We start from the raw sequence: 23211 nt of genomic DNA, 5'->3' as shown, positions 1-23211 counted from the left end.
GTTCGCGGAGCAGATGTCGTTTCGGGTGGTACGAGGTGTGCTCTCGAGTGTCTCCGAACCCGAACAGGAGACCTCGAATGAAGACCGTCCTCGCCGCCCTCTCGACCCTCGCCCTCGTCACCTCCGCCTCGGCCCTCGTCGGCTGTGCCGCCGAAGCCACCTCCCCCGAAGAGGGCACCTCCGAGGACAACGTGGCGACGACCGTCGGCCGCGCCACGCTCGACGGGTACTGGAAGCGCGTCGACGAGAGCTCGGTCGTCGGCATCACCTTCAACAAGTGCATCGGCCTCGACGGCCGCGCCGAGGTGCGCCTCGGGACGGACACGGCCACCTGCAAGGCCGGCATGCCCGACGTCGGCAGCTACACGATCCACGGGAAAGAGGGCGCCCCGGTCGAGACGGGCACCTACCGCATCGGCCGCCTCTCGCAGGCGGGCAAGCGTGGCGCCATCACCTTCTTCCAGAGCGGAAAGACCACGAGCTACCCGCTCGAGTACGACCTCTCGACGGCGGCCGACAAGTCCTCCTCGCTACGCCTCGCGAAGCCCGGAGCCGCCGACGCGAACGCCTATCGCGCCGAGGCCGCGAGCGTGCCGAAGAGCTGCGATCCGGCCTCGCCGAAGCGGATCTCGGGGGAGGCCTTCCTCGGGGAGGTGGACTTCAACTGGTTCCGTCACGGGTACACCGCCGGCCAGCGCGGCGACGAGGTGCCGTTCGAGAAGATCGTGGGCTCTCGCCCCTTCCGCTTCGGGTACCCCGCGTGCGACGTGCAGCTCCGCCCGGGCATGGCGGACACGGACCACGTGAACGCCGTGTGCGACGGCGACTACGAGCTGGCCGTGGGCAACGCGACGGCGAGCGTCGTGTGGAAGGAGCGGCGGACCACGATGCCGAGGTTCTTCTCGCTCCACGAGGCGCTCCACGTGCTCGGCGGAGACGGCGAGGGTTTCCGTCAGACGATCGGCGCGGTCCTCACGCCGCTCGTCGATCTCGCGGGGGCCGACGCCGCTTCCTGCGAGGCGAAGCTCGCGGCGGCCAAGGCGAAGGACCCGAGCCGTTCGCGCGCCGAGCTCGTGAACGAGACCGCCGACAACGCCTGCAAGATCGTGCTCGCCGACACCAAGAAGCTCGTCGTCGACGAGCGGGGGAGGCCGCGATACCGCTTCGTGCAGGTCTTCGACCGCGCCGTCTTCGTCTCGAGCGGGGAGGCGAATGGCGACGCGTGCCTCGCCACGCCGTGAAATCCGCGGCCGAGGCCGTCACGGAGGTCGTCGACGAGAGCTGCGTTCGACCTTCGACCTTTCGACGAAAAGCACGTAAACTCTCGGTCGTGGCCCCCTCGGCGCACGTCGCGGACGTCGAGCGACGAGGTGTCCCGGAGACGGGGCGCCTCGGGCGCTACACGTTGCTCGCCCCGGTCGCGCGCGGAGGGATGGGGACCATCTGGGCGGCGCGTGACGGCGTCGCTCGCCCCCTCGTCGCGGTGAAGACCTTGCACGCGGAGGGCGCGAACGACGCGGCGCTGCGCACCATGTTCCTCGACGAAGCGCGCGTCGCGACGGCCGTGCGTCACCCGAACGTGTGCCACGTCGTGGAGGCCGGGGAGGATCGCGGCACGCTCTACCTCGCGATGGAGTGGATCGAGGGCGACGCGCTGCACACCATCGTCGCCAAGGGGATGCACCTGCCCGAGCGTGGAGCGTTCCCCGAGGAGATGGCCCTCCGCGTGGTACGGCGCCTCGCCCGCGCGCTCGCCGCGGCCCACGCGCTCCGGGACGCGCAGGGCCAGCCTCTCGGCCTCGTGCACCGCGACGTCTCGCCCCACAACGTGCTCCTCTCCGTCGACGGCCAGGTCAAGCTCATCGACTTCGGGATCGCCAAGACACGCCAGAGGCTCTCGCAGACGACCCGCTCCGGTGTGATCAAGGGGAAGCTCAAATACATGGCCCCCGAGCAGGTCGACGGAGGGGACGTCGACCTCCGCGCCGACGTGTGGGCGCTCGGGGCGGTCCTGTACTTTCTCGTCTCGGGAGAGGAGCTCTTCGAGGACCTCTCCGAAGCGGACGTCGTACGCACGCTCGTGATGCGCGAGCCGCTACGGGAGCCGACCCGCCCGTTCGCGCCCGACATCGGCACGATCGTGCGCCGCGCGCTCGCGTTCGAACGAGACGAGCGCTTCTCGAGCATGGAAGAGGTCGAGTCCGCCATCGATACGTGCCTCACGCAGAGGCGGTGCTCGCTCGAGGACACCGTCGACGCGCGCGCCCTCGCCGCCTTCTGCGTCGGACGGATCGGCGCGGAGGTCGCCGCGCGAAAGATCGAGGTCGATCGCGCCGTGACGGCGATCGCGGGCAAGGAACGGCAAAAAACGCGGGTGTGGCCGCTCGTCGCGTCGGCGAGCCTCGTGGTCGCGTTCGGGGCCGTGGCCACGCTCGTCGGGCGTGAGCGCCTCGCGTCCCAGGTCGCGACCGAGCCTCTCCCCACTCCGACGCTCGCGGCGATCCCTTCCGCCTCGGCGGCGCCGATCTCGGCCCCGGCCCCACGCGCGTCCGAGGTCGCCGTCGTCGAACCCGGGCCCGCCCCGTCGAGCTCTACGGTCACCGTCAACAGTCCGAAAAAACAGGGAAAAGTGACCGCCGGCAAAGCCCCCCCCAAGAAGCCCTCGAGCGAGTTCGACCACCACGACTGACCATGATGCGCCGGTCTCACAAGACGTTCGTCCTGCTCGCGGGGCTCTTGGCGCTCGTAGGTACGGCGTCGCCCGCGCGCGCCCAGAGCGCGACGTCGACCGCCGAGGCGCTCTTCCAGGCTGGTCGCGCGCTCTTCGACGAGGGCAAGACGGATGAAGCGTGCAAGAAGCTCGCGGAGGCGCAGCGCCTCGAGCCCGGTGGTGGGACGCTCCTCCTCCTCGGGATCTGCCACGAGAAGCAGGGGAAGGTCGCGAGCGCCGAGGCCGAGCTACGGTCGGCGCTCGTCATCGCCCGTCGAGACCGTCGAAACGACCGCGAGAAGCTCGCGCAGCGACACCTCGACGCCGTCGCCGGTCGTGCCCCCAAGGTCCGCTTCGTCGTCGTGTCCGACGCGAAGGATCTCCGCGTGCGCATCGACGACGGAGAGACTCTCTCGCGCGAGGTGCTCGGCGTGGACGTCCCTGTCGATCCGGGTCGGCACGTCGTGCGCGTCGAAGCCGGGGGCCACTTACCTGCCACCGTGGAGCTCGTCGCGCCGGCCCGGCCCGAGACCGTCGAGGTGGTCCTCCCGCGACTCGAGCTCGCCCCCGCGCCGCAGCCCGCGACCCCTCCTGTGGCCCCGTCGGAGCCGGGCAGGGGTCGGCGCGTGGCGGCGTTCGTGACGGGCGGCGCGTCGCTCGTCGCGCTGGGGGTCGGGGCGGGCTTCGGTGTGCGCGCCATGTCTCTCGCGGGGGACGTGCGTGACGCGTGCGATCCGTCGAGCTGCGGCGACCCTCGTGCTTTCGCGACCAACGACGACGCGAAGGTCGCGGCCAACGTGGCGAACGTCGCCATCGGGGTCGGGATCGCGGCCGGGATCGCGGCGATCGTCCTCTTCGTGACCGCGCCGGATGCGCCGAGGCCCCCGCCGAGCGCTCACCTCCGAGGCCTCCACCTCGACTTCTGAAGGACGCCATGAGCACCGACGACGCGACCCGAGAACGAAGCCCGAGCCTGCCCCCGTCCGCGCCCTCGCGGCAGACGTATGCCCTCGTCGTCGCGGAGGGGCCCGACAAGGGCCAGAGGTTCTTCTTCGACGATACGCTCCCGCCGCGCGTCCTCCTCGGCACGAGCCCGCTCTGCGAGCTCCGCCTCCAGGACCGCGAGGTCTCGCGCCGCCACCTCGCGTTCAGCGTCGACGCCGCGGGGGTCATGTCCGTCGAGGACCTCGGCTCGACGAACGGCACCACGGTGGCAGGTGTCCGCGTGCTCCGCGCGTTCGTGCGAGGTGGGCAGGAGATCGTCGTCGGTCAGACGAGGCTGAGGGTCGTGCAAGTGCCCGTAACTGCGAGTGAAAAAACGCCATCGCCCGAGGTCGACAGGTTCGGGCGGGTGCTCGGCGTGAGCACGATGATGCGCCGCCTCTACCCGGTGCTCGAGCGCGCGGCGTCGTCGAACGAGCCCGTGCTGCTCGAGGGTGAGACCGGCACGGGCAAGGAGCTCGTGGCCGAGTCGCTCCACGAGGCCGGGCCGCGGCGCGCGGGCCCCTTCGTCGTAGTCGACTGCACGACGCTGCGAGGAGAGGACGCGAGCCTCGTGCTCTTCGGCAAGGACGGTCAGCGCGGTGCCTTCGCCGAGGCCGATGGAGGCACCCTCCTGCTCGACGAGGTCGCCGATCTCGTGCCCGAGGCGCAGGCGCTCATTCTCGGGGCGCTCGCGCGTGGCGAGGTTCGCGCCGCTGGCGAGGCGCGCGCGCGAAAGGTCGACGTGCGTGTCATCTCGACCTCGCGACGGGACGTGGACCGTGACGTCCAAGACGGGCGCTTTCGGGCCGATCTGCTCTTTCGCGTCGCGGTGCTCCGGATCGAGCTATTGCCCCTCCGCGCGAGGAGGGACGACGTGGTGTTCCTGGCCGAGCACTTCTACCGCGCGCAGGGCGGTGAGGGACCTCTCCCGGAGGACCTCGTCCAGGGCCTCTCGATGCCCTCGGACTGGCCGGGCAACGTGCGTGAGCTCGAGAACCTCGTCGCGCGGCGGCTCGCCCTCGGCGGCGTCCGGACGAGCCTCCGGGGCACGGAGAAGACCGGTCCTATCGTCGATCCGATCGAGGCGGTGCTCGCGCAGGATCTCTCCTTCCCCGAGGCGCGTGAGCGCGTGCAGGCCGAGTTCGAGCGGCGCTACGTCGAGCGCATCCTCGCCGCTCACGGCGGCAACGTCGCGCGAGCGGCGGCCGCGAGTGGGATCGCGCGCCGCTATTTCCAGATCATCAAGGCGCGCCAGAAGGGGTAGAACCGAGGGATGGCACGGGCCCACGCGCAGCTCTCGGCCGTCGCGCTCGCCCTCGTGGGCCTCGCCGCGTGTCAGCTCGTCGCGGGGATCGAGGATCTCGTGCCCGCCCCGGACGCCGGATCCCCTGCGGTCGACGCGGCCCCCGCGCCCACGGTCGCCGAGAACGGCTGCCCCCGCGGACGCGGCCCCGACATGGCCCGCCTCGGAGCCCTCTGCATCGACACGACCGAGGTCACGCGCGAGCAGTACGACGAGTTCCTCCGCGATGACGCCGGCGCTCAGCCTCCCGGCTGCACATGGAACAAATCCTTCGTGCCCGGAGAAAAGACCGGAACGCCTCCGCTCTGCCTCTCCACGTTCCCGCGCGCGCCCGTCGGTTGCGTCGACTTCTGCGACGCGACGATGTTCTGCCTCTGGGCGAAAAAGGAGCTCTGCGGCGGGCCGAAGGGCGGCACGGCGAACTTCGCCGATCCTGGAAACCCCACGACGAGCGCATGGGCCCTCGCGTGCAACGGGGGCGAAGCGGCGCGCGCGTACCCGTACGGAAGCACCTACGAGCCACGCTCCTGCAACGGCAAGGACCAGGGGGCGAACGGCGTCGTGAGCGCAGGCACCCTCTCGGCGTGCACCCGCCCCGACTCGGGCGTCTACGACATGTCGGGGAACGTTTGGGAGTGGGAGAACGCGACGGCGCCTGGCGACGGTGGGGGCCCTGCAGGTGACCTCGCGCGCCTCCGCGGCGGCTCGCACACGGACGAGGGCCCGCGCCTTCGCTGCGACACCCAAGAGGCTCAGCCGAGAGACTTCCAGCAGTACAACGTAGGCTTCCGATGCTGCGCGCAGGCGAAGTAGCCGCGCGCCCATGACGGCCGACCGAGCCGAGCCCACGCGAGGACGCGAGGACGCTCCTGCCCCGAGACCTCCCGACGGGTTCGCCGAGCCGAGCGCGATCGTTTCGATCGCACACGCGCAGCAAGCGATCCGGGGTCGTGACCCCGGGCACGCGCACGTTCCATCCAAAGAACCTGTGTGATTTCAGGAGGGTGCACGTGTGCGTCGAGGTGGCATGGGGTGTGCTGAAGGGTGGGCATGCTCGCCAAGCGCGCCCTCCTCACCGCGATCGCCGTCGTCCTCGCCGCGTGCTCCGCCGAAGCGCCGTCGTCGGACGACGCGCTCTCCGAGGAGGCTCAGTCCGCGCCCGCCGGAGAGAGCGGCCTCGACGTGCTCGAGGCTCGCTTCGCGTCGTCCCCTGCGCGTGTCGCGGGTCAGATCGATCTCCGCGGAAAGCGCATCGCCCTGGTCGTGAACCAGACGGCCGTCACGGTCCGCGGCAAACACGCGATCGACGTCTTCCGGGACGCTGGGCTCGACGTCGTGAAGATCTTCGCGCCCGAGCACGGCGCGCGCGGCGAGGCGGAGGCCGGCGTCCCCGTGACGTCGGGGCGCGACCGCTCGGGTGTCCCCCTCGTGAGCCTCTATGGGTCCAAGAAGAAGCCGTCGCGCGAGGATCTCGCGGACGTCGACCTCGTCTTCTTCGATATCCAGGACGTGGGCGCGCGCTTCTACACGTTCGTGTCGACGCTTGGTCTCGTGATGGAGGCCGCGGCCGAGCAGGGCAAGACCATGTTCGTCCTCGACCGCCCGAACCTCACGGGCTCCCGCGTCGACGGCCCCGTGCTCGACCCGCGCACGCTCGCCGCGCGCGCCGAGGATCGCGCGAAGGGGCCGGGCTTCGTCGGGATGTACCCGGTCCCCATCGAGCACGGCATGACCGTGGGCGAGCTCGCGACGTACGTGAAAGGGGAGGGGCTCGTGGCTGCGGCGTCGTCGCTCACGCTCCACGTCGTACGGTCCGTGGGCTACGCCCGAGGGACGACCCTCGCGCAGCAGCGGCTCTACTACGCGCCGAGCTTCGGGCGGCCTGCGCCGGGAGAGACCACGCCGCTCCGCCCGTCGCCGAACCTGCGCTCCGAGAACGCGATCCTCCTCTACCCCGGGACGTGCTTGCTCGAGGGGACCTCGCTCAGCGAGGGGCGGGGCACCGACGCGCCCTTCGAGGTCGTCGGCGCGCCGTGGATCACGGGTGATCTCGGCGTCCTCGCGGCGACCGTGAAGGCGCACGCGTGCCCGAGCGCCACGGACTGCCCGATCGGCGGGAGGGACGTCGTGTCCGTCACGCCCGCGGAGGTCGTGCCCTCGTCGAACAAGTACGCGGGCCTCAAGGTGCGAGGGCTCGCGCTGCGTGTGACCGACCCGAAGGCCTTCCGCGCCGTCCCGCTCGGCGTCGCGATCCTCACCGCCGTGAACCGCCTCTACCGCAAAGACCTCCAGTGGGCGCAGGGCGGTGTCCCCGACGGCGGCGCCTGGCTCCGCGCTCTCTGGGGCTCGGACGGCCTTCGCCTCGCGGTCGAGCGACCCGAAGCCGACCTCGCCCGAGCGACGACCGACCTCATGACCTCCCTCGGCCCCGCGCGCGAGCGGTTCCTCGCGACCCGCACCCGCTACCTCTTCCCGGAGTACTCGCGATGAACATCTCGAAGCTCGGCCTCTCGATCGCGCTCGCCACCTCGCTCTCGGCCGTCACGGCGCTCGGCTGCTCCGCCGAAACGACGTCGGACGAGCCCGTCGCCGCGGAGAGCGAGGGCGCGCAGACGGATCTCTTCCGGACGCTCGACCCCCTCCTCCACGACGCGGTCACGGCGCGCCGATTCCCTGGGGCCGTCGTCCACGCGGGAGCGCTCTTCGACCTGGCAAATGAGGCCGACGATCAGACGATCACCCGCGCCTACGGGAGCCTCGCGTACGACGCCCGCCCCGTGAACGAGGACACCATGTACGACCTCGCGAGCGTGACCAAGGCGCTCGGGACGACCGTGGCCGTGATGCGAGAGGTCGATCGTGGACGCCTCGCGCTCACGAGCGACGTGCGCGCGCTCCTGCCGGACCTCGCGCCCGCGTTCGCCGGGATCACCGTGAAGCGCCTCTTGTCCCACACGTCGTGCCTCCTCGACGGCCCTCCTCCCGGATCGCTCGCCACCCGGGAGGGTCGCGGCGCCGATGCGTCGAAGGTCGTCGCGTTCATGAACCTCCACGCGGGGCGCGTATTCCAGGCGGGCAAGTGCGCGCCGACCTACAGCGACCTCAACCTCGTGCTCGCCGCGGCCATGGTCCAGAAGAGCTCGGGGAAGCGCCTCGACGCCTACCTCGCCGAGGAGGTCTTCGCCCCCCTTGGCATGTCTCGCACACGCTTCAACCCCACGGGTGAGACGAACGTCGCGCCGACCGAGACGTACGCCACGGGCGACCGCGCCGGCCGAAAGGGGACCATCGTCGGAGAGGTGCACGACGAGACGTCGTTCTTCTTCGGGGGCGTGGGGGGGAACGCGGGGATGTTCTCGACGGCCGGGGATCTCGGCCGGCTCGTCCGCGCGCTCCTCCGCGACACCCTCGTCCGGCGTGAGACGCGAGACGCGTTCTTTTCGAGCCAGGGCGTGCGCGACCAGCTCGGCTCCGAGCGCGCGCTCGGCTTCGAGGTGCGCCCGTCCCACTGTGGCAAGGGCTTCGGTCCGCGAACCGTGGGCCACACGGGCTTCGCCGGTACGAGCTTCTGCATCGACCCAGACTCCTCCGTGTACACCGTCGTGCTCACGAATCGTGTGTATCCCTCACGCAATGGCCGATCCATCCATCCCGATCGTGTGGCGCTCTCCGGAGCGCTCCTCGACAAGGTGAGCCCGTGCGTGCTCCGACCCACCTGGACGGTGTGCGGGCACACGGCACAGGGCGACTATTCCGGGCGGCCCGGGGTGCTCTATTCGTGCCCGCGAGGGGCCGCGACGGTATGTCCGCGTGGGTGCACCAGCGCGCCCGCCGGCAAGCCCGACGTCTGCGCGCCCTGAGCCCGAGCGGCCGCCGGGAGCTCCTTGGTAGGAGAGAGGCGGAGGAGGACCCGCCGTCCGCCTCCGAAAGGGCGCGTCGGCCGAGGTCGACGCTCGTCACGTGCCCCCACCCTCAAGGCGCGGTGAACACGAGCATCGTGGCGCTCATGGCGGGCGCCGCGTACGCGTAGGCGTTCACCTTGGAGAGCGCCTCGGTCGAGGCGAGGAACGGGCTCGAGTGCGCCGCGTCGATGCGGTAAGCGGCGACCTGCGTGAGCCGCTTCGTGTTGAAGGTGCGAACACCGACCCGCCGCGTCGCGTTCGTCTTGTTGATGACGAGCACGGTGACGCGGTTCGGCGTGTCGCTCCCGGCGTAGACCGAGCTCTCGGCGATCTCGGGGTGCTCCACGCGGACGTCGGTGTCGGCGTAGCGGAGGCCCGCGCCGTCGGCGTTCCGGAGCAGCTTGAGCGCCCCGTAGGCGTACGCGAGGGCCGTCGCGCTGCCCTCCGGCCAGAAGGCCGCGATCTCGACGCCCTGGCGTTGGAAGACGCCGAGCGAGTCCGCGACGCCGAGCCCGCTCGCGATGTGGTTGCGCCCGCCGGGGTTGTACTCGGTCACGCCGATCTTGGTGCCGGGGTACGCGGCCTCGATGCGCGCCTTGAGCCGCGGGAGCACGTACGTGGGGCCGCCGAGGTGCCACGGCTCGGTGATCCACGAGTGCTCGTCGTACGTCGTGTCCCAGTAGCTTCGCGGCCCCTGCACGATCTGATCGATCTCGTTCGCGGTGAGGGCGCGCGTCGCGTGGTCGAGGTTCCACACGTACGTGCCGTTCGACACGCCCTGCGGGTACCAGTGAAAGTCCCACGTATCGAGGAGGCGCTTGCCCTCTTGTTCGCTCGCCGCGCGCACCGTGGCGAGGAAATCGTCCATGTACCAGCGCGCCGTGCCCGCGTTGGAGTAGAGCGTCGTGTTCTCGTCCCACCAGGTCGTCCAGCCGTCGAAGTGGTAGTGGCTCGGCCCGACGATGTGCGCTTGCGGCGCCATCTGCTTCACCTTGCGCGCGAACGTCAGCATGCGCTGCGTGAACTCTTCGCTCTTCACCCACCGGCCGACGGTCGTCCCGTTCCGCACGATCGCCGCGCCTGTGCCCGACTGGAGCATCGGGAAGTTGTACGGGTAGAGGTCCGGCTCGTTGTCGATCCCGACGAGCAGGCGCCCCGGGCCCGGCGCGGTGATGTCTTGGCCAGGGTACTTGTCGCGGAGGTACTGGAGGTGCTCGTCGGTGTAGACCATCCCGTCCGTGAGGTCGGGGGTCGCCGCGAATGGCGTCGGCTTCACGAAGCCCGTGCGCTTGAAGTACTGCGCGCGGTTCCACCCCGGCTGATTCCACGCTCCGATGCCGCCGAGCGGGCCGGAGACCCAGTCGTTGAGCACGAACGGGACCATGACCGCGCGTCCGGCCGGCCGATGGGCCGCGAGGAGCGCCAAATCTTGGGCGGCGGGCGCGTTCGGGTTCGGCGTGCCGCCCGCCAAGGTCATGTCGTTGACGAAGCCGTTGTTGAGCGAGCCGTTGGAGACGTTCGTCTCCCAATTGTAGGAATTTCCACGATCGCCACCGCGCCGCACGAGCGTCACCGAGGCGAGCACGTCGGCCGGGACGCTCGACGACGCGAAGCCGTTTATCCCGTAGATGAGGGGCGAAATCGGCTTTCGGTCCTCGGCCGTCCGAACGACGGTGACGACGTCGGTCTCGCCGGGCGCGAACGTGTCCGGATCTCCGGGAGGCACGGTCGGGTCGACGAGCGCGGGCGGCGTGTGATCCGTCTCGAAGTGGACCTGATCGACGTAGAACGAATAGAGGGACGTCGACTCGTTCTTGAACGTGACCTGTCGGTACGAGCCCGTGACCAGGTCGGCCACCGGGATCGTGACGCGGTACCAGGTGTTGGCCTTGAAGCCTCCCGGCACGTACGGGAGGAGCTTCTTCGTAGGCGAGCCGTTCAGGCCTACCACCATGGAGCCGAGCGCGGCGGGAGGGGTGCCCGAGCCGCCCGAGATGTCGAACGAGACGGCGGTGTGCGTGCCCGCGGGGAAGGCGGGAAGATTCCAATCGTAGGTGAAGGTGAGAGCGCCCCACGCGCCGGTGAACGTGCCCTTCCGTGAGGTCGCGCCGGTCGTTCGGAACGTGCTCGTCGCGCTCGTGACCGACCAACCACCGACCGAGAAGCTCGGCGCCGCCGAGTCCGTGTAGACGAGCCGTTCGGTGGGCGAGGGGTCGGTCCAGCCGAGCGCGATGTCGTCGACGAAAAAGGGAACGTTCGCGAGGGTGCCCGCGTTGACGATCTGCACGCGTCGGATGGGGCGTCCGTTCGGGTTGAGCGCGCTCGTCGGGATCGTGACCCTGTACCAGGTGCTCGCGAGGACGCTCCCGGACGAGACCAAGTACGGCTTCAACGCCACGCTCGTCGTTGGCGTCGCGCCGTCGTCGTCCTCGATGGCGACGCGGAGGGTGTCGATCCCGGCGTGCACGGTCGCGCCTGCGTTGAACGCGAAGCGGAGCTCGGTCTGGCCGGCGCCCGAGTAGGCCTGATCACCGCTCGGGATCGCCACACCATAGGCGGCGCCCGGGGTCGTGATTTTGACCGAGAGCGAGTGCGTGCCCGAGGCCTTGGTGGTCGTGGTCCGCGTGGCCGTGAAGCCGCTCCCCGACTGCACGAAGGGTGCGACGTACGTGTCGGTGAACACCGGCGTCACGCGCGCCGGGGGCCGCGGGAGGACGACCACGTTCGCCCCGGAGGTCGGGAAGAGCGCCGCGATGGCCGGCACCTCGTCGGCGCGGACGAAGGTGTACCCCCTCGATTTGAGGATGGGCACCATGTACTTCACCATGTCGACGGTGCTGCCGTTCGCCCACGAGTAAGGGTCGTGCATGAGCACGATCCCGCGCCCCGCCGTGGTGATCTCGGCGAGGTACGCGTCGCCGCATTGGCTCGTCGTGGCGTAGCCCGTGCCGTTCGCGGGCGTCGATCCCGCGTAGAGCTGCCCTTGCCAGCACGCCCAGTCGGCCGCGCGGTTCGGATAGTCGTTCGACGTGCCGCCGACGTCCCACCCTACGGGACCCGCGTACTTGTTCATCGCCGAGCCCTTGAGGGCGTCGTAGACGCCGGCGTTGAACGAGCCGTATGGCGCACGAAAGAGGAAATGGCTCGACGGCACCGAGCTCGCCATCGCCGTGTCCGTCTCGGAGAGCTCCTGGACGACCATCGCGGCGCCCGTCGGGAGCACCTGACTCACGAGGTCGCGGTGAGTGACCGTGTGGTTCGCGACCAAGTGCCCGTCGGCCACGAGCTGCGCGAGGATCGCGGCCGCGCCGGGCATCACCGTGATGCCGTTCGGGTTGGGCAGCGTCGTGGTCGCCAGGTGGCCGCCGTTCACGAAGAACGTCGCCTTGATGTTCTGCGACTTGAGGTACGTCGAGAGCTCCGCGGTGCGCGCGCTCGGGCCGTCGTCGAACGTGAGCGCGAGCGCCTTCGCCGGGAGGCTCGTGCCGGTGAGGCTCGTGGCCTGGAGAGCGCTCTCGGCCCGCCCGGTGAGCTCTTGGTCTTCGTCGTCGTCACCCTCGGTCGCGCACGCCCCGACCGCGTGGGCCGCCGAGAGGAATCCTCCGAGAGCCAGCACCGAGCCGAGGCGAATCGTCCGTGAGCCGTGTCGCGAGCGCATGATGTGCTCCGGTGTGCACCCCTCGTGCCGCGCGTCGAAAACCTGCTACTCGAAGTGACATCCGTGCTCGGTTTGCGGCGGCGCGCATCCGGTGCACCTCGCCCCGGGTCGTCGAGGCGCCTTCCCGCGACGAAACCGACCGCGTGGGCCGACATCGGATACGCTCGAGAGACATGGGAACCCATCGAACCGCGGGCGCCGTCGCTCGCACCGCGGGCGTGTGGGACGAGATTTCTTCGCTCCGAACGATCCTCGTGACCGGGAAGGGCGGGGTCGGCAAGACCAGCGTCACCGCGTCGATCGCGCGGGCTCTCGCGGCCTCCGACAAGCGCGTGCTCTGCGGGGAAGTGGCGTCGGCGGCAGAAGAGACGTCGGCGCTCGCGAAGGCGCTCGGGGCCGCCCGGGCCACCCTCGAGCCGATCTCGTGTGGCGAGCGCCTCGACCTCGTCGTGCTCGACCCATCGCGCGGGCACGCGGCCTTCCTCCGCGACGTGCTCCCCATGCGGATGCTGGCCGAGGCCGCCATGCGCTCCCAGCCGATTCGCCGCTTCCTCGGTGCCGCCCCCGCGCTCCCCGAGATGGGTGTACTCTACAGAATTCTCGAGCTGCTGCGCGAGAAGGGCCGCGACGGAGACGTTCGCTACGACACGGTCGTCGTCGACCTCCCGGCCACGGGCCACGCGCTCGCGCTCGCCCAGATCCCGGGGACGCTCCTCGAGATCTTGCCGGGAGGCCCCATCGTCGACGCCGTCAAAGAGGGGCTCGAGATCCTCCGCGATCCGGCGCGCACGGGCGCGGTGGTCGTCACCCTGCCCGAGACCTTGCCCGTCAGCGAGGCGCTCGAGCTCCTCACCGGGATCGCGAAACACTCCATCCCGGTGAAAGGCGTCGTGCTGAATCGCATGCCACACGACCCCTTCACGCGCGAAGAGCTCGAGGCCGTGACGGCCCATGCCCCGCGTATCCCGGAGGTGCTCGGGACACGCTCGGTCGCGCGCATCGGGCGGAGCGCGGCGGCGCTGGCGAGGCTCGAAGAGCATGGGACCGACGTCCTCCTCTTGCCGGACCTCCCCGGCTTCGACGAGGTGAGCGCGACCTTGTCGGCGCACTTCCGCGCCGGCGATCGGAGCGGCGAATGACGAAGCGCGCCTCCGACTTTCCGGCCCCCATGACGCACGGGACGACGTTCCTCGCGGACCTCGTCGCGACGCGCAAGGTCATCGTGGTCTGCGGCGCGGGTGGTGTCGGGAAGACGACCACGTCGGCCGCGATCGGCCTCGCGGGCGCCCTCGCGGGGCGAAAGACCCTCGTGCTCACGATCGATCCTGCGCGACGCCTGGCCGAGGCGATGGGGATCCCCGCCGCGTCTCGCGAGCCCGCGCGCCTCGACCCGAGCCGGTTGCCCGACGGCATAGGTCACGCGAAGGGGGAGCTCTGGGCGTGGATGCTCGACCCGGAGGTCGTCTTCGAGGGCATGGTGCGGAGGCTCTCCGAGTCGGACGAGAAGGCCCAGGAGATCCTCGGGAGCCGCCTCTACGGGCACGTCTCGCGGCTCGTCGCCGGGATGCAGGAGTACACGGCCGCCGAGGCGCTCCATTCGCTGGCCTCGAGCGGCAACTACGACCTCGTGGTGCTCGACACGCCGCCGTCGCGCAACGCCCTCGACTTCCTCGAGGCGCCTAAGAAGCTCTCGGGGTTCTTGGACGAGCGGGTCGTCTCGCTCTTCTTGCCCACGTCGTTCGGGCTCATGCGCGCGGCGTCGTCGCTCGTGTCGACGGTCTTCACGCGGATCTTCGGCGCCGGTTTCTTCGACGAGCTCAAGGTCTTCATCGGCGCGTTCTCGACCATGTTCGGGGCCATGCGCGGCCACGCCGGCGAGGTGGCCGAGCTGCTCACGTCGCGTGACGCGAGCTTCCTCCTCGTGACGAGCCCGGAGCCGAGCGCGCTCGCCGAGGCCGGGTTCTTCCAGGCGAAGATGCGGGAGCTGGGCGTCCCCCTCGCCGGCAGTATCTTGAACCGCAGCTACGCGTACACCCGCGGTCTCGTGCGCCCCGAGGGCGTCTTGGTGCCAGAGGGGGCGAGCCCCGCGCTTTCCTCGGCGCTCGGGAAGCTCGGGGGCTTGGCCGATCTCGAGCTCCAGCGCGCCGAGCGGGATCGCCGCATCCTCGCCGACCTCGTGGCGTCGGCCGGCGGCGGGTTCGCCGTCGCGACGCCCCACCTCGGGGGCGCCGTCGAGGACGTCGCGGGGCTCGTCGCGCTCGCCGACCACCTCGTGGGTCGAGAGGACTGAGCGTCGGAGCGCGTGCGGCGAGGAGCTCCTCGGGAGCGGATTTCGGGCTCGCGCCTCATCCCAGAGTTGGGTGTGCGTAACCCGTGGATATCATGAAGATCACGTCGTTGTTACGGCACCGGAACAGTGGCCGTTCGAGGGCCCCGGGAGCGTCAGGTTTCGGGACCCTCGTCCGGCTCCGTGGCCGCTCGCGTCGGGGCACGCAGGGGTACGACGCGAGCCTCGCGCGACTCGGTCTCCGGAGAGGTGGAGGTCGGCTCCGGCGACGTCGTGGGCACGAGGCGCTTGCCCTCGAGCGCACGGGCGGCGCGCTCCTTCTCGACGCGGTCGCGGTCCTTCTCGGCCTGGGTTCGACCGTGGAGCCGCCGGTTCGTCTCGGCGCGCTTCGCCGCCTCTTCGCGGGCCTTCTTCTTCCGATGGCGGTTCAGGTTGACGACGTTGCTCGCCATCGTTCGAGAGTGCCACGGCCTGCCCCCAGGCGCCATTTTCGTCCGAGGCAGGACACGCTCGAGGTGGTCGCTGCGGCGCGCGTGACGTCAGCGCGGGTTCTGCGCGGGCACGCCCCAGTAGCGCGTGCCGAAGACGAACGGGTAGGTCACCGTCCCCCCGTCGTCGATCGTCATGACGTACACGCGCGCGCCCTCGGGGTACTCGGGCGTCTTCGCGACGCGGGAGTTGTACGCGTCGAGATCGCACTCGCCCGCGCGGTAGGCCGCGTCGTCGAACGCGTAGTCTTCGACGAACGCGCCGAGCACGAGGGTCTTGCGCTCGAACTGCGCCACGAGGGAGCACTTGGAGATGTCCTGGCAGCACGTGCGCTCGGGCTTGAGCCGGTAGCACGAGCGGAGAGGCCGCACCGCGCTCGCCGGATCTTGCGGGTCGGAGTAGCCGTACGTCCCGTAGATGGGCACGCCGTCGAACGCGTACCCCACGAGGGACGAGTGTTTGCCCGCCTCTTGAACGAGCCCGAGCTCGGCGGCGCGCGTGAGGAAGAACCCCGTGTGGTAGTGGTACTCGCCGCCCGGGGCCGGGTGCCCGCCGTACGCGTCGACGCCGTCGGCCTCGAGGTAGGCCGCGTTGCCGGTGCAGCCGCCGATGTTTCGCGCGTCGCTCGGGTTGAAGAGCGCCACGCCGTTCCACGCGACCGCGACGTGCCCGTTGCCGGCGGGGCTGTCGCCCTCTTTCGGGACGAGTGGGATCGAGAGCGTGAGCGCGCGCGCGGTCGCCGTGTTGGGGTTCGTGCCGTAGGGCCCCATGGCGTGCGCTGCGAGGCCGCGTGTCGTGACGTAGGCGAGGCCTGCGCTCGGGTCGACGCGCACCGAGACCGCCCCGCCTTGGGCGCCGTCGTTCCTGAACGCGCGGCAGATGGGGTAGCTCGCGGGGCAGTCGGTCGTGCCTTCCGCGCCCGCCTCGCTCGACGCGCCAGACTCGGTCACCAGAGTGCCCGCGTCGCTCGTGGCGTTGCCTTCGCCGCCGTCGGTCACGTCGAGGGCCGTGCCTCCACACGCCCCGAGCCCCCCGACCCACACCGCCACGACCCCCACGACGAACGTACGAAATCGCATGGATCTCTCCTCTTTCCGGGATCGTGCATCGCGCGCGGAGAACGGATCACGCCTCGCGTACGAATGGGGTCGGGCGTGTCATCGTCCGCCGCGCCGCGACGCGGAGGTCGGGAAATTCCCCAGCGGAGCTCGAGCGTCATCCCTCGTCGTCGAGCCAGAGGCCCAGGGGTCGAGGGTCCCAGAGGTGCTCTCCCTCGGGGAACAGCACCCCGGCGAGGCCCGCGCCCCGCGCCCGCGCCGTGAGGCCGAGCGCGTGCTCCCGGAGGGGGACGACGAGCCACACGGCCTTCACGTCGTGAGGCGCCGAGGCCGCGAGGGTCACCATCTCGTCCCATGTGGCGGCGTCGGGGGAGCCGTCGGGATCGACGAGGATGGCCTTGTAACCCACCCCGGCTTGGGCGTCGTAGAACGTGAAGGGGGCGCGCTCGCTCTTGCGCACGCGGACGCGTTTGTCTCCGCGGGGCGAGTACCCGTCCGAGCGCTTCACAGCGACGATGCCGGCCATCCACGCCTCGTGTCTCCCGGCCGCGCGGGCGACGGCGCGGTCGTCGGTCAAATCGTCGACCCAGCGTGTGACCGTGAGGTCTCCGTGGAGCGTGCGCCTCACGCCCGGCGGGACCGGGGCCTCTGCGAGGGCGCCCACGTCGGCCCCGAGCGCGTCGTCGTGCTCCGTGAGGTGAAATGCCGGGTCCAAGATCTCCACGATGGCGGTGGTCTCGAGCCGCAAGTGAGAGACCGGTGGGCGGAGCTTCGGGTAGTCGTAGATCCCTCGCGCCATCGGGTGGGCGTAGCCGACCGAGAGCCCCGCGCCGCGAGGGCGCATCCGTTCGCACAGCCCGAGCCCGATCGTGGTGACCTCGTCGAGCAAGGTACGGGCACCTCGGCGGTACGCCTCGGCCCCGACGAGCAGCGTGACCGCGAGCCCGGACGCGTCGATGTCGAGGCTCACGCGGACGGCGGCGGTCTGCTCGTCCTTCGCGTCGAGCGCCTGGAAGGACCCGGGCTTGCGCTTCGCGACGAGCGACACGATGGCCTCGGGCCGCTGGATCGCGCGCGGGGCCGCGTATTTTCCCGCGTGGGTGAGCGACCCGGCGAACGGGGCCTTCGTGACGAGGGTGGCGATCTCGGCGACGAGCGCGGCGTCCTCGTACCAAGGGTGAGGCTCCCCGAAGCGGAGCTCCAGGACCGTGCGGAGGATGGGGTAGTCGACCTCGGAGGGCCGCGTCGGCGACGTCATGACGCTCACGAGAGTACGCGGGGCGGGAGACGCGATCTCCTCGAAGTGCGCGGTCCTACGCGCCTCGAACGCTCGCGTTGCCTGTTGGAGAATCGCGCGGGCTCCTTTGGCAGCCCGTTGATTTTCTCACGTCCCCCGTCGGGGACTTCCAAGGGTCGTCGGCCGCTCCCCGGATCGCGCCTCGGTGAGTCGGGCGCGGACGTCGAACGGCCTCGGTCCCCCGTCGGGAACTTCCAAGGGTCGTCCGACACTCAACGGGCTGCTACCGTCATCCCGTGAGCACCGTGGCGAGCGTGACGAAGCGGCTCGAGGCGTGGGGCACCGAACCCGTCCGGGCGATCTACGTGCGCCTCGGCGCCGAGCGCGCGTACGGCGTGCCGCTCGCGAAGGTGCGCGCCCTCGCGAAGGAGCTCGGCACGGATCACGACCTCGGCCTCGCGCTGTGGGAGTCGGGCGCGCACGAGGCCCGCATTCTCGCGTGCACCCTGTTCGATCCGCGCGCGCTCACCGAGCCCGTGGCGCGTGCGCTCTCTGCCTCCTCCGGGTACGGCGTCATGGCCGACGAGCTCGTGAGCCGCGCGCTCGGTGAGGCGCCCTGCGCCCCGGTCGCGCGTGACACCTTCCGCGACGCGGACGACGAGCTCGTGCGGCGCGTCGGCTGGAAGCTCCTCGGGAAGAGCGTCGACACGCTCGGGCCCGCCGCGATCGACGCCGAGCTCGCGCGCCTCGAACGAGAGATGCCCGACGCCCCGTTCCTCGTGAAAGAGGGGATGAACTTCTGCCTCGTCCAGCTCGGCACGAAGATCCCTTCCGTGACGGAGCGAGCGATGGAGATCGGAGCGCGGATGGGTGTGTGGGATCTGCGCCCCATCCCGAAAGGTTGCACGTCCGCGTACGCACCCGAGTGGATCGCGGTCCTCCTCGCCAAGCGGTCGCCCGCGTGGAGGGCGCGCGCCGCCGAGGCCGTGGCGGTTCGGGACGCGGCGCTCGCGGCCGCGAAGGCGGGAGCGCGTGCGAGAGTGCCGCGCGGGAAGGCGACGAGGTCGCCCGCCGAGGGCTGAGCGCTCGATTCCCCCACGCCCCATGAGGCGCGAATCGATCCTCGCGCGACGGCGTCCCTCCGGCACGCAGGTTGCTCGCCCCGACGGGCATGTTCGCCCACGCTCGGCTCCTCGTCCCCCTCCTCGTCGTCGCGATGGGGGCATGTGCCACGTCGACCTCCGAGAGGTCCGGCCTCGACCTCCCGAGCCCGCCAGAGTGTGACGATCCCACGTGCTCCGATGCGTCGAGACCTCCCCTAGTCGACGAGGGTCGCGGTACGCCGGACGCGACACCCGCCGAGGGATCCCGCGCGCCCGAAGATGCAGCGACCGCGCGTGAGCCTGGGCCTGCCGACGACTGCCGCCCGACCGAGCTCGCGGGTGCCCCGACGCTGGTCGTCCGGCCCGGTGGCACGGCCCTGTTCTCGGTCGATCTCGGTAACGCGACCCACTCGTTCGCGAGCGGCTGCGTGGGCGCATTCGGACCCGATCGTGTGCAGCCCATCTCGGTCGTCGGCGCGCGACGTATCGCGGTCGCCGTCGACAGCACCCGTGACGTCTCGGGCGACGTCGTCCTCTACGCGAAGGCCTCGTGCGGAGCCCCGGTCGACCTCGCGTGCTCGGCGCGCGGCACCCTCGAGGTGCCCGTCACCGACGCGAGCCCCATCTTCCTCACGATCGACACCACCGCGCCTCAGCCTGCCACGGCCCGCGTGACCGTGACCATCGAAGCGCGCTGAGCGCGAGCGGCTACCGCGAGCGCCTTGGGAAGGAGGGGCTCACGACGAATCGTCGTCGGCCCCGATGGGATCCGAGCCCCCACCCGCTCACGGCCTCCGCGAAGCGAGAGAGGCACCGAGCGCTCCTCGTGCAGGCACCCCGAGATCCTCGGGGCGGGCGCGGCGATGCTCCGGGCCTCTTGTCCCACATGGATACACATTGGCCCCACCTATGCAGAGGCGCGGGCACGCGGCAGCGCCGCCCCACCCTGGAGTGCCCATCATGCGTTCGTTCGTCACCGTGTCGTCGTGTGTCCTCGTGTCGATCGGTCTCGCCGCGTGTGCGGCCCCCGTAGACTCGGTCGCCGAGCAAGAGAGTTACGTCGGCGAGCGTGAGCCCCTGATCGTGGACCTCCTCGGTCGCCTGCGCGCCGACGCCTTGCGCGGTGACGGCCGCATCGACGAAGCCGAAATGAAGCGCCTGGTCGCCTTCGTGCACGACGGCTCGCCCGAGGGGCGCAACGCCGCCGCCGCGGGTTTCCTCACGAACGTGCTCCGGAACGACGCGCGCGCCCTCACGCCGGGCGCCGAGTCGTTGGTGAAGTCGGCGCTCGAGGGACGTGACGTCGGCCCGGGGCTCGACACACCCCAGTACCGCCTCGTCGAGAAGGGGGCGGGCACCTTCGTGTTCGACGACGAGCTCTTCGTGCTCCAAGACGGAGAGGTCCGGGGTCGGCCCGAGCTCGTGGGCCACTCCCGTGGGTATGCCGCGTACCGCGATGGCGTGCTTCGGTTCGCGCACGGCTCGCGCGCACCGGCGTCGAGGTCGCTCCTGCCCGACGAGGCTGCGGCTCTCCGCGACCAGCCCCCGGCTGCGGCGCTCGATCGGGCCGCGGCGGCCCGAGGCCTCTCGCTGGGTACGGCCAGCTACACCTACTTCGCCGAGAAGGTCCACTACCGCCCCGGCGCGAACACTCCGTATTGGGAGGGCCTGTGCCACGCGTGGACGACCGCGGCCCTCGACGACCGGCTCTCGGCGCTCGTCGATGTGCCTGGTGCGAGGGGAAAACGCGGCCTCTGGTACATGGGGCAGTGGATGAGCCGCGCCGACCTCGGCAACTGGACCATGGGGTCCTACGACGCCATCTCGATCTCGGACGCCGTCACCGTCGACAGCTTCGTGCGCCCCGAGAACTGGGTGAAGGGCCTCATCCGGCACGCCATGAACGGCAAGGGGCTCCGCGCCGATCTCTGGAACGACACCGACAAGGGCGCGAGCGAAGTGTGGAATCAGCCCATCCTCTCGGCCAACGTGAAGGTGGCCTCGGTCGACGACGACGCGGCGGCGCGCATCGTGGAGCACGCGCGCAAGGACACGTCTCGCTGGGAACGCCTGCCCGCGGCCGGGGCGAAGGTGAAGCTCGTGACGGCCACCGCACGCTGGGCCGTCGAGACGTCGGACGACCACGAGGAGGCGACGGGGATTCGCGCGAGCACCTGGAACGTCTACGTCATCGTCGACGAGAGCGGGAAGGTCGCGCGGGGGTACATGGCCCACCAGCTCGCCACGGTGCCCGGGCCGCTCCCCACCCGCACGAGCGACTCTCTCCCCGACTACTTCGCGTTCCCCACACACTCCGCGATCGACGCCATCTTGGGCGAGAAGAAGCACCTCGTCGTCGACGGCGCGTTCCAGGGGAAGATCCTCAAGTTCTTCGTCGGTGAGGTCCTCGCGCGCGGCATCCCCGCGGAGACGCGCGAGGCCTTCGAGTCCGAGGCGCTCGGCGCCGCACCGCCCCCGCGCGACGTGCTGGCCGCGCGCTATCCAGGGATCGCGAACGCGTACTCCAAGGAGCAATGGGACCGCGTGTTCGCGCCCACCCTGGGCGACGGCAAGGTGTTCGGTGCGCGCTTCGTCGCGGCCCCGTAGCGCGACGGGCGAGGCGTGGGGGGGGGCCTCGTGACCGACGGGGCCCGCGCGGCGAACATGTTCGCATGACGAAACGATATCTTTACAGATGTTGCATCGACCGAAATGAGTCGCCGCCGCATCTTCGTTCGCGAGAGGACACGTCGTCCTCGGAGCCAAGGAGCGAACGAGATGAGCCTCAGGGACCCGAACGCCACGAACAAGAGCAAGCCGAAGCGCGTCGCGATCGTCATCGCCAACCCGACGACCTCGAGCACCACGGGGTGGCCCGTGGGCTTCTGGTGGTCGGAGCTCACGCACCCGTACTACGCGTTCAGCGAGGCCGGGTACGAGGTGGAGCTCTTCAGCCCGGACGGGGGCAAGTGCGAGGCCGATGGCATGAGCGATCCGCGCGACGCGAGCGGCTATTCGGCGCACGACCTCGTCAGCATGGGGTTCATTCACACGCCGAAGCTCGCCGAGCTCGTCACGCGCACGAAGCCCGTCTCCGAGCTCGCCGCCGCCCGCTTCGACGCGATGGTGGTCGCCGGTGGCCAAGCGCCGATGTTCAACTTCGAGAAGGCCGAGGGCCTCCAAAAGAAGCTCGTCGAGCTCTACGAGGCCGGCAAGATCGTCGCGGCGCTCTGCCACGGCGTGGCTCTGCTCCGCTACGCGCGCCTCTCGAACGGCGAGCTCCTCGCGAAGGGAAAGACGGTGACCGGCTTCGCGAACGCCGAGGAAGACTTCGCCGACGAGGCCGTGTGGGGCATGGGCGCGCTCCCGAAAGGAAAGCACCTCATGCCGTGGCGAATCGAAGACGAGCTCCGCAAGCTCGGCGCCAACTTCGTCCAAGGGGGCCTCTGGCGAGGCTTCGCGGTCCGCGACGGGAACCTCGTCACCGGACAGCAGAACTTCTCCGGGCGAGAGACCGCCGAGCTCGTCATCGAAGCCCTCGGGCGCTGAAGGTCGCGGACCTACCTGGAGGAATCCATGTCGAAGCCTGCCGAGCCGAACGCCACCCTCGGCGGCGCGTGCCACTGCGGCCGCGTCGCCGTGCACGTGCCCCCATCGAGCGCGGGCGTCGTGGTGTGCCACTGCGAGGACTGCCAGAAGCTCCACGGTGGCCCGTTCGCGATGCTCGTCGCCGACCGCACCGACGTTCGATGGGAGGGCGAGGCGGACGTCCAGTGGTACCGGTCGTCGCCCGAGAACGAGCGCGGCTTCTGCGTCCACTGCGGGAGCCGCATCGCGAAGCGCCCGGTCGGGGGCACCAAGATCATGGTCTCGGCCGGGCTCTTCGGCCACGCGCTCCCCCGCACGGTCGTGAAGAACGTGTGGCTCGAGCAGAAGCCCGCGTGGGTCACGGCGTCCCGCACGGGCCCGCTCACGCCCGACGAGCTCGTCGCGCTGGCCCTCTCCGAGCCGATCGGATCGCCGACGGCCGAGTACGGGTACTCGCTCAGGGCGTCGTCGGGGAACAAAAGACCTCCCGGCGTCATCGCGCTCACGTGGATCGCGGCAGCCGACGCGGCCGAGCGCGAGCGGATCCGCGCGCACTCACGGCAGAACGTGGCCGACTTCGTCGAAGAGCCCGGGTTCATCTCGATCGTGACCGGGTTCACCGGCCTGCGTGGCTTCACGGTGACGGCCTGGGAGGACGAGGCCTCGATGAAGCGTGCCCTCTCGAAACACCACGCCGTCGCGATGAAGGAGCTCTTCGGCGAACGCTTCGTCGCCTCGGTCTGGACGAGCGTGTGGACGCCGACGCGCATGAACCGGCTGTGGGTCCGCTGTGTCGGGTGTGGAGCGCTCGAGGACGTCTCGGACGATCACCGAGCGTGCACGAAGTGCGAAGCCGCGCTGCCCGAGCGCCCGGCCTTCTGGTGACCGTCGT

General features: G+C 70.6%; 18 protein-coding genes. 14 read left to right on the top strand and 4 right to left on the bottom strand.

Annotation, left to right across the window (positions count from 1 at the left end; translation table 11 throughout):
• Nucleotides 1-77 precede the first annotated feature (77 nt).
• From IPK71_05250 to IPK71_05220, 7 genes are all read left to right on the top strand, one after another.
• On the top strand, nt 78-1241 hold the full coding sequence (locus tag IPK71_05250) for a hypothetical protein (protein MBK8213139.1): 1164 nt from the start codon (nt 78-80) through the stop codon (nt 1239-1241).
• 89 nt (nt 1242-1330) lie between these two features.
• Nucleotides 1331-2689, top strand: coding sequence for a serine/threonine protein kinase (locus IPK71_05245; GenBank protein ID MBK8213138.1), 1359 nt, complete (start codon nt 1331-1333; stop codon nt 2687-2689).
• 2 nt (nt 2690-2691) lie between these two features.
• Nucleotides 2692-3636 carry a tetratricopeptide repeat protein gene (locus tag IPK71_05240; GenBank protein ID MBK8213137.1) on the top strand — a complete coding sequence of 315 codons (945 nt, stop codon included), beginning with the start codon at nt 2692-2694 and terminating at the stop codon, nt 3634-3636.
• An 8-nt stretch (nt 3637-3644) separates the two neighbouring features.
• The gene (locus IPK71_05235) at nt 3645-4958 is read left to right on the top strand and encodes a sigma 54-dependent Fis family transcriptional regulator (protein ID MBK8213136.1); all 1314 of its coding nucleotides are present in this window, start codon (nt 3645-3647) and stop codon (nt 4956-4958) included.
• 9 nt (nt 4959-4967) lie between these two features.
• Nucleotides 4968-5810 carry an SUMF1/EgtB/PvdO family nonheme iron enzyme gene (locus IPK71_05230; GenBank protein ID MBK8213135.1) on the top strand — a complete coding sequence of 281 codons (843 nt, stop codon included), beginning with the start codon at nt 4968-4970 and terminating at the stop codon, nt 5808-5810.
• Between the two features lie 237 nt (nt 5811-6047).
• The gene (locus IPK71_05225; protein ID MBK8213134.1) at nt 6048-7487 is read left to right on the top strand and encodes a DUF1343 domain-containing protein; all 1440 of its coding nucleotides are present in this window, start codon (nt 6048-6050) and stop codon (nt 7485-7487) included.
• Nucleotides 7484-8857: a beta-lactamase family protein gene (locus IPK71_05220; protein ID MBK8213133.1), complete on the top strand. Its 1374-nt coding sequence runs from the start codon at nt 7484-7486 to the stop codon at nt 8855-8857. The genes IPK71_05225 and IPK71_05220 overlap by 4 nt, the downstream gene beginning before the upstream one ends.
• A 112-nt stretch (nt 8858-8969) precedes the next feature.
• Here the strand turns inward: IPK71_05220 and IPK71_05215 are convergent, their stop codons facing one another.
• Complete coding sequence (locus IPK71_05215) at nt 8970-12557, bottom strand: polysaccharide deacetylase family protein (GenBank protein MBK8213132.1); 3588 nt, start codon at nt 12555-12557, stop codon at nt 8970-8972.
• A 173-nt stretch (nt 12558-12730) separates the two neighbouring features.
• On the opposite strand from IPK71_05215, the gene IPK71_05210 reads away from it, so the two are divergent.
• Nucleotides 12731-13696: an ArsA family ATPase gene (locus tag IPK71_05210; GenBank protein ID MBK8213131.1), complete on the top strand. Its 966-nt coding sequence runs from the start codon at nt 12731-12733 to the stop codon at nt 13694-13696.
• Between the two features lie 29 nt (nt 13697-13725).
• Nucleotides 13726-14847 carry an ArsA family ATPase gene (locus tag IPK71_05205; protein ID MBK8213130.1) on the top strand — a complete coding sequence of 374 codons (1122 nt, stop codon included), beginning with the start codon at nt 13726-13728 and terminating at the stop codon, nt 14845-14847.
• Between the two features lie 152 nt (nt 14848-14999).
• On the opposite strand, the gene IPK71_05200 is transcribed toward IPK71_05205, so the two are convergent.
• From IPK71_05200 to IPK71_05190, 3 genes are all read right to left on the bottom strand, one after another.
• A complete protein-coding gene (locus tag IPK71_05200) occupies nt 15000-15296 on the bottom strand; it encodes a DUF4169 family protein (protein MBK8213129.1) in 297 nt (98 codons plus the stop codon).
• An 87-nt stretch (nt 15297-15383) separates the two neighbouring features.
• On the bottom strand, nt 15384-16412 hold the full coding sequence (locus IPK71_05195) for a YHYH protein (protein MBK8213128.1): 1029 nt from the start codon (nt 16410-16412) through the stop codon (nt 15384-15386).
• A 136-nt stretch (nt 16413-16548) separates the two neighbouring features.
• Nucleotides 16549-17649, bottom strand: a complete 1101-nt coding sequence (locus IPK71_05190; protein ID MBK8213127.1) for a hypothetical protein — start codon at nt 17647-17649, stop codon at nt 16549-16551.
• A 275-nt stretch (nt 17650-17924) separates the two neighbouring features.
• Between IPK71_05190 and IPK71_05185 the strand changes: the two genes are divergently transcribed.
• The 5 genes from IPK71_05185 to IPK71_05165 all read left to right on the top strand — a co-directional run bounded on the left by IPK71_05185 (nt 17925) and on the right by IPK71_05165 (nt 23204).
• Nucleotides 17925-18710, top strand: a complete 786-nt coding sequence (locus IPK71_05185) for a DNA alkylation repair protein (protein MBK8213126.1) — start codon at nt 17925-17927, stop codon at nt 18708-18710.
• A gap of 89 nt (nt 18711-18799) precedes the next feature.
• On the top strand, nt 18800-19429 hold the full coding sequence (locus IPK71_05180) for a hypothetical protein (GenBank protein MBK8213125.1): 630 nt from the start codon (nt 18800-18802) through the stop codon (nt 19427-19429).
• Between the two features lie 262 nt (nt 19430-19691).
• Entirely contained in the window at nt 19692-21338 is a 1647-nt protein-coding gene (locus IPK71_05175) for a hypothetical protein (GenBank protein MBK8213124.1), read from the top strand.
• Nucleotides 21339-21509: 171 nt separating this feature from the next.
• Nucleotides 21510-22280: a type 1 glutamine amidotransferase domain-containing protein gene (locus IPK71_05170; GenBank protein ID MBK8213123.1), complete on the top strand. Its 771-nt coding sequence runs from the start codon at nt 21510-21512 to the stop codon at nt 22278-22280.
• A gap of 27 nt (nt 22281-22307) precedes the next feature.
• Nucleotides 22308-23204: a GFA family protein gene (locus IPK71_05165; protein MBK8213122.1), complete on the top strand. Its 897-nt coding sequence runs from the start codon at nt 22308-22310 to the stop codon at nt 23202-23204.
• Nucleotides 23205-23211 lie beyond the last annotated feature (7 nt).

The sequence above is a fragment of the Myxococcales bacterium genome (assembly GCA_016712525.1).
Lineage (GTDB): Bacteria > Myxococcota_A > Polyangia > Polyangiales > Polyangiaceae > JAAFHV01.
Note: the sequence above shows the minus strand (reverse complement) of the source record. Positions and strands in the feature narration are given on the sequence as shown.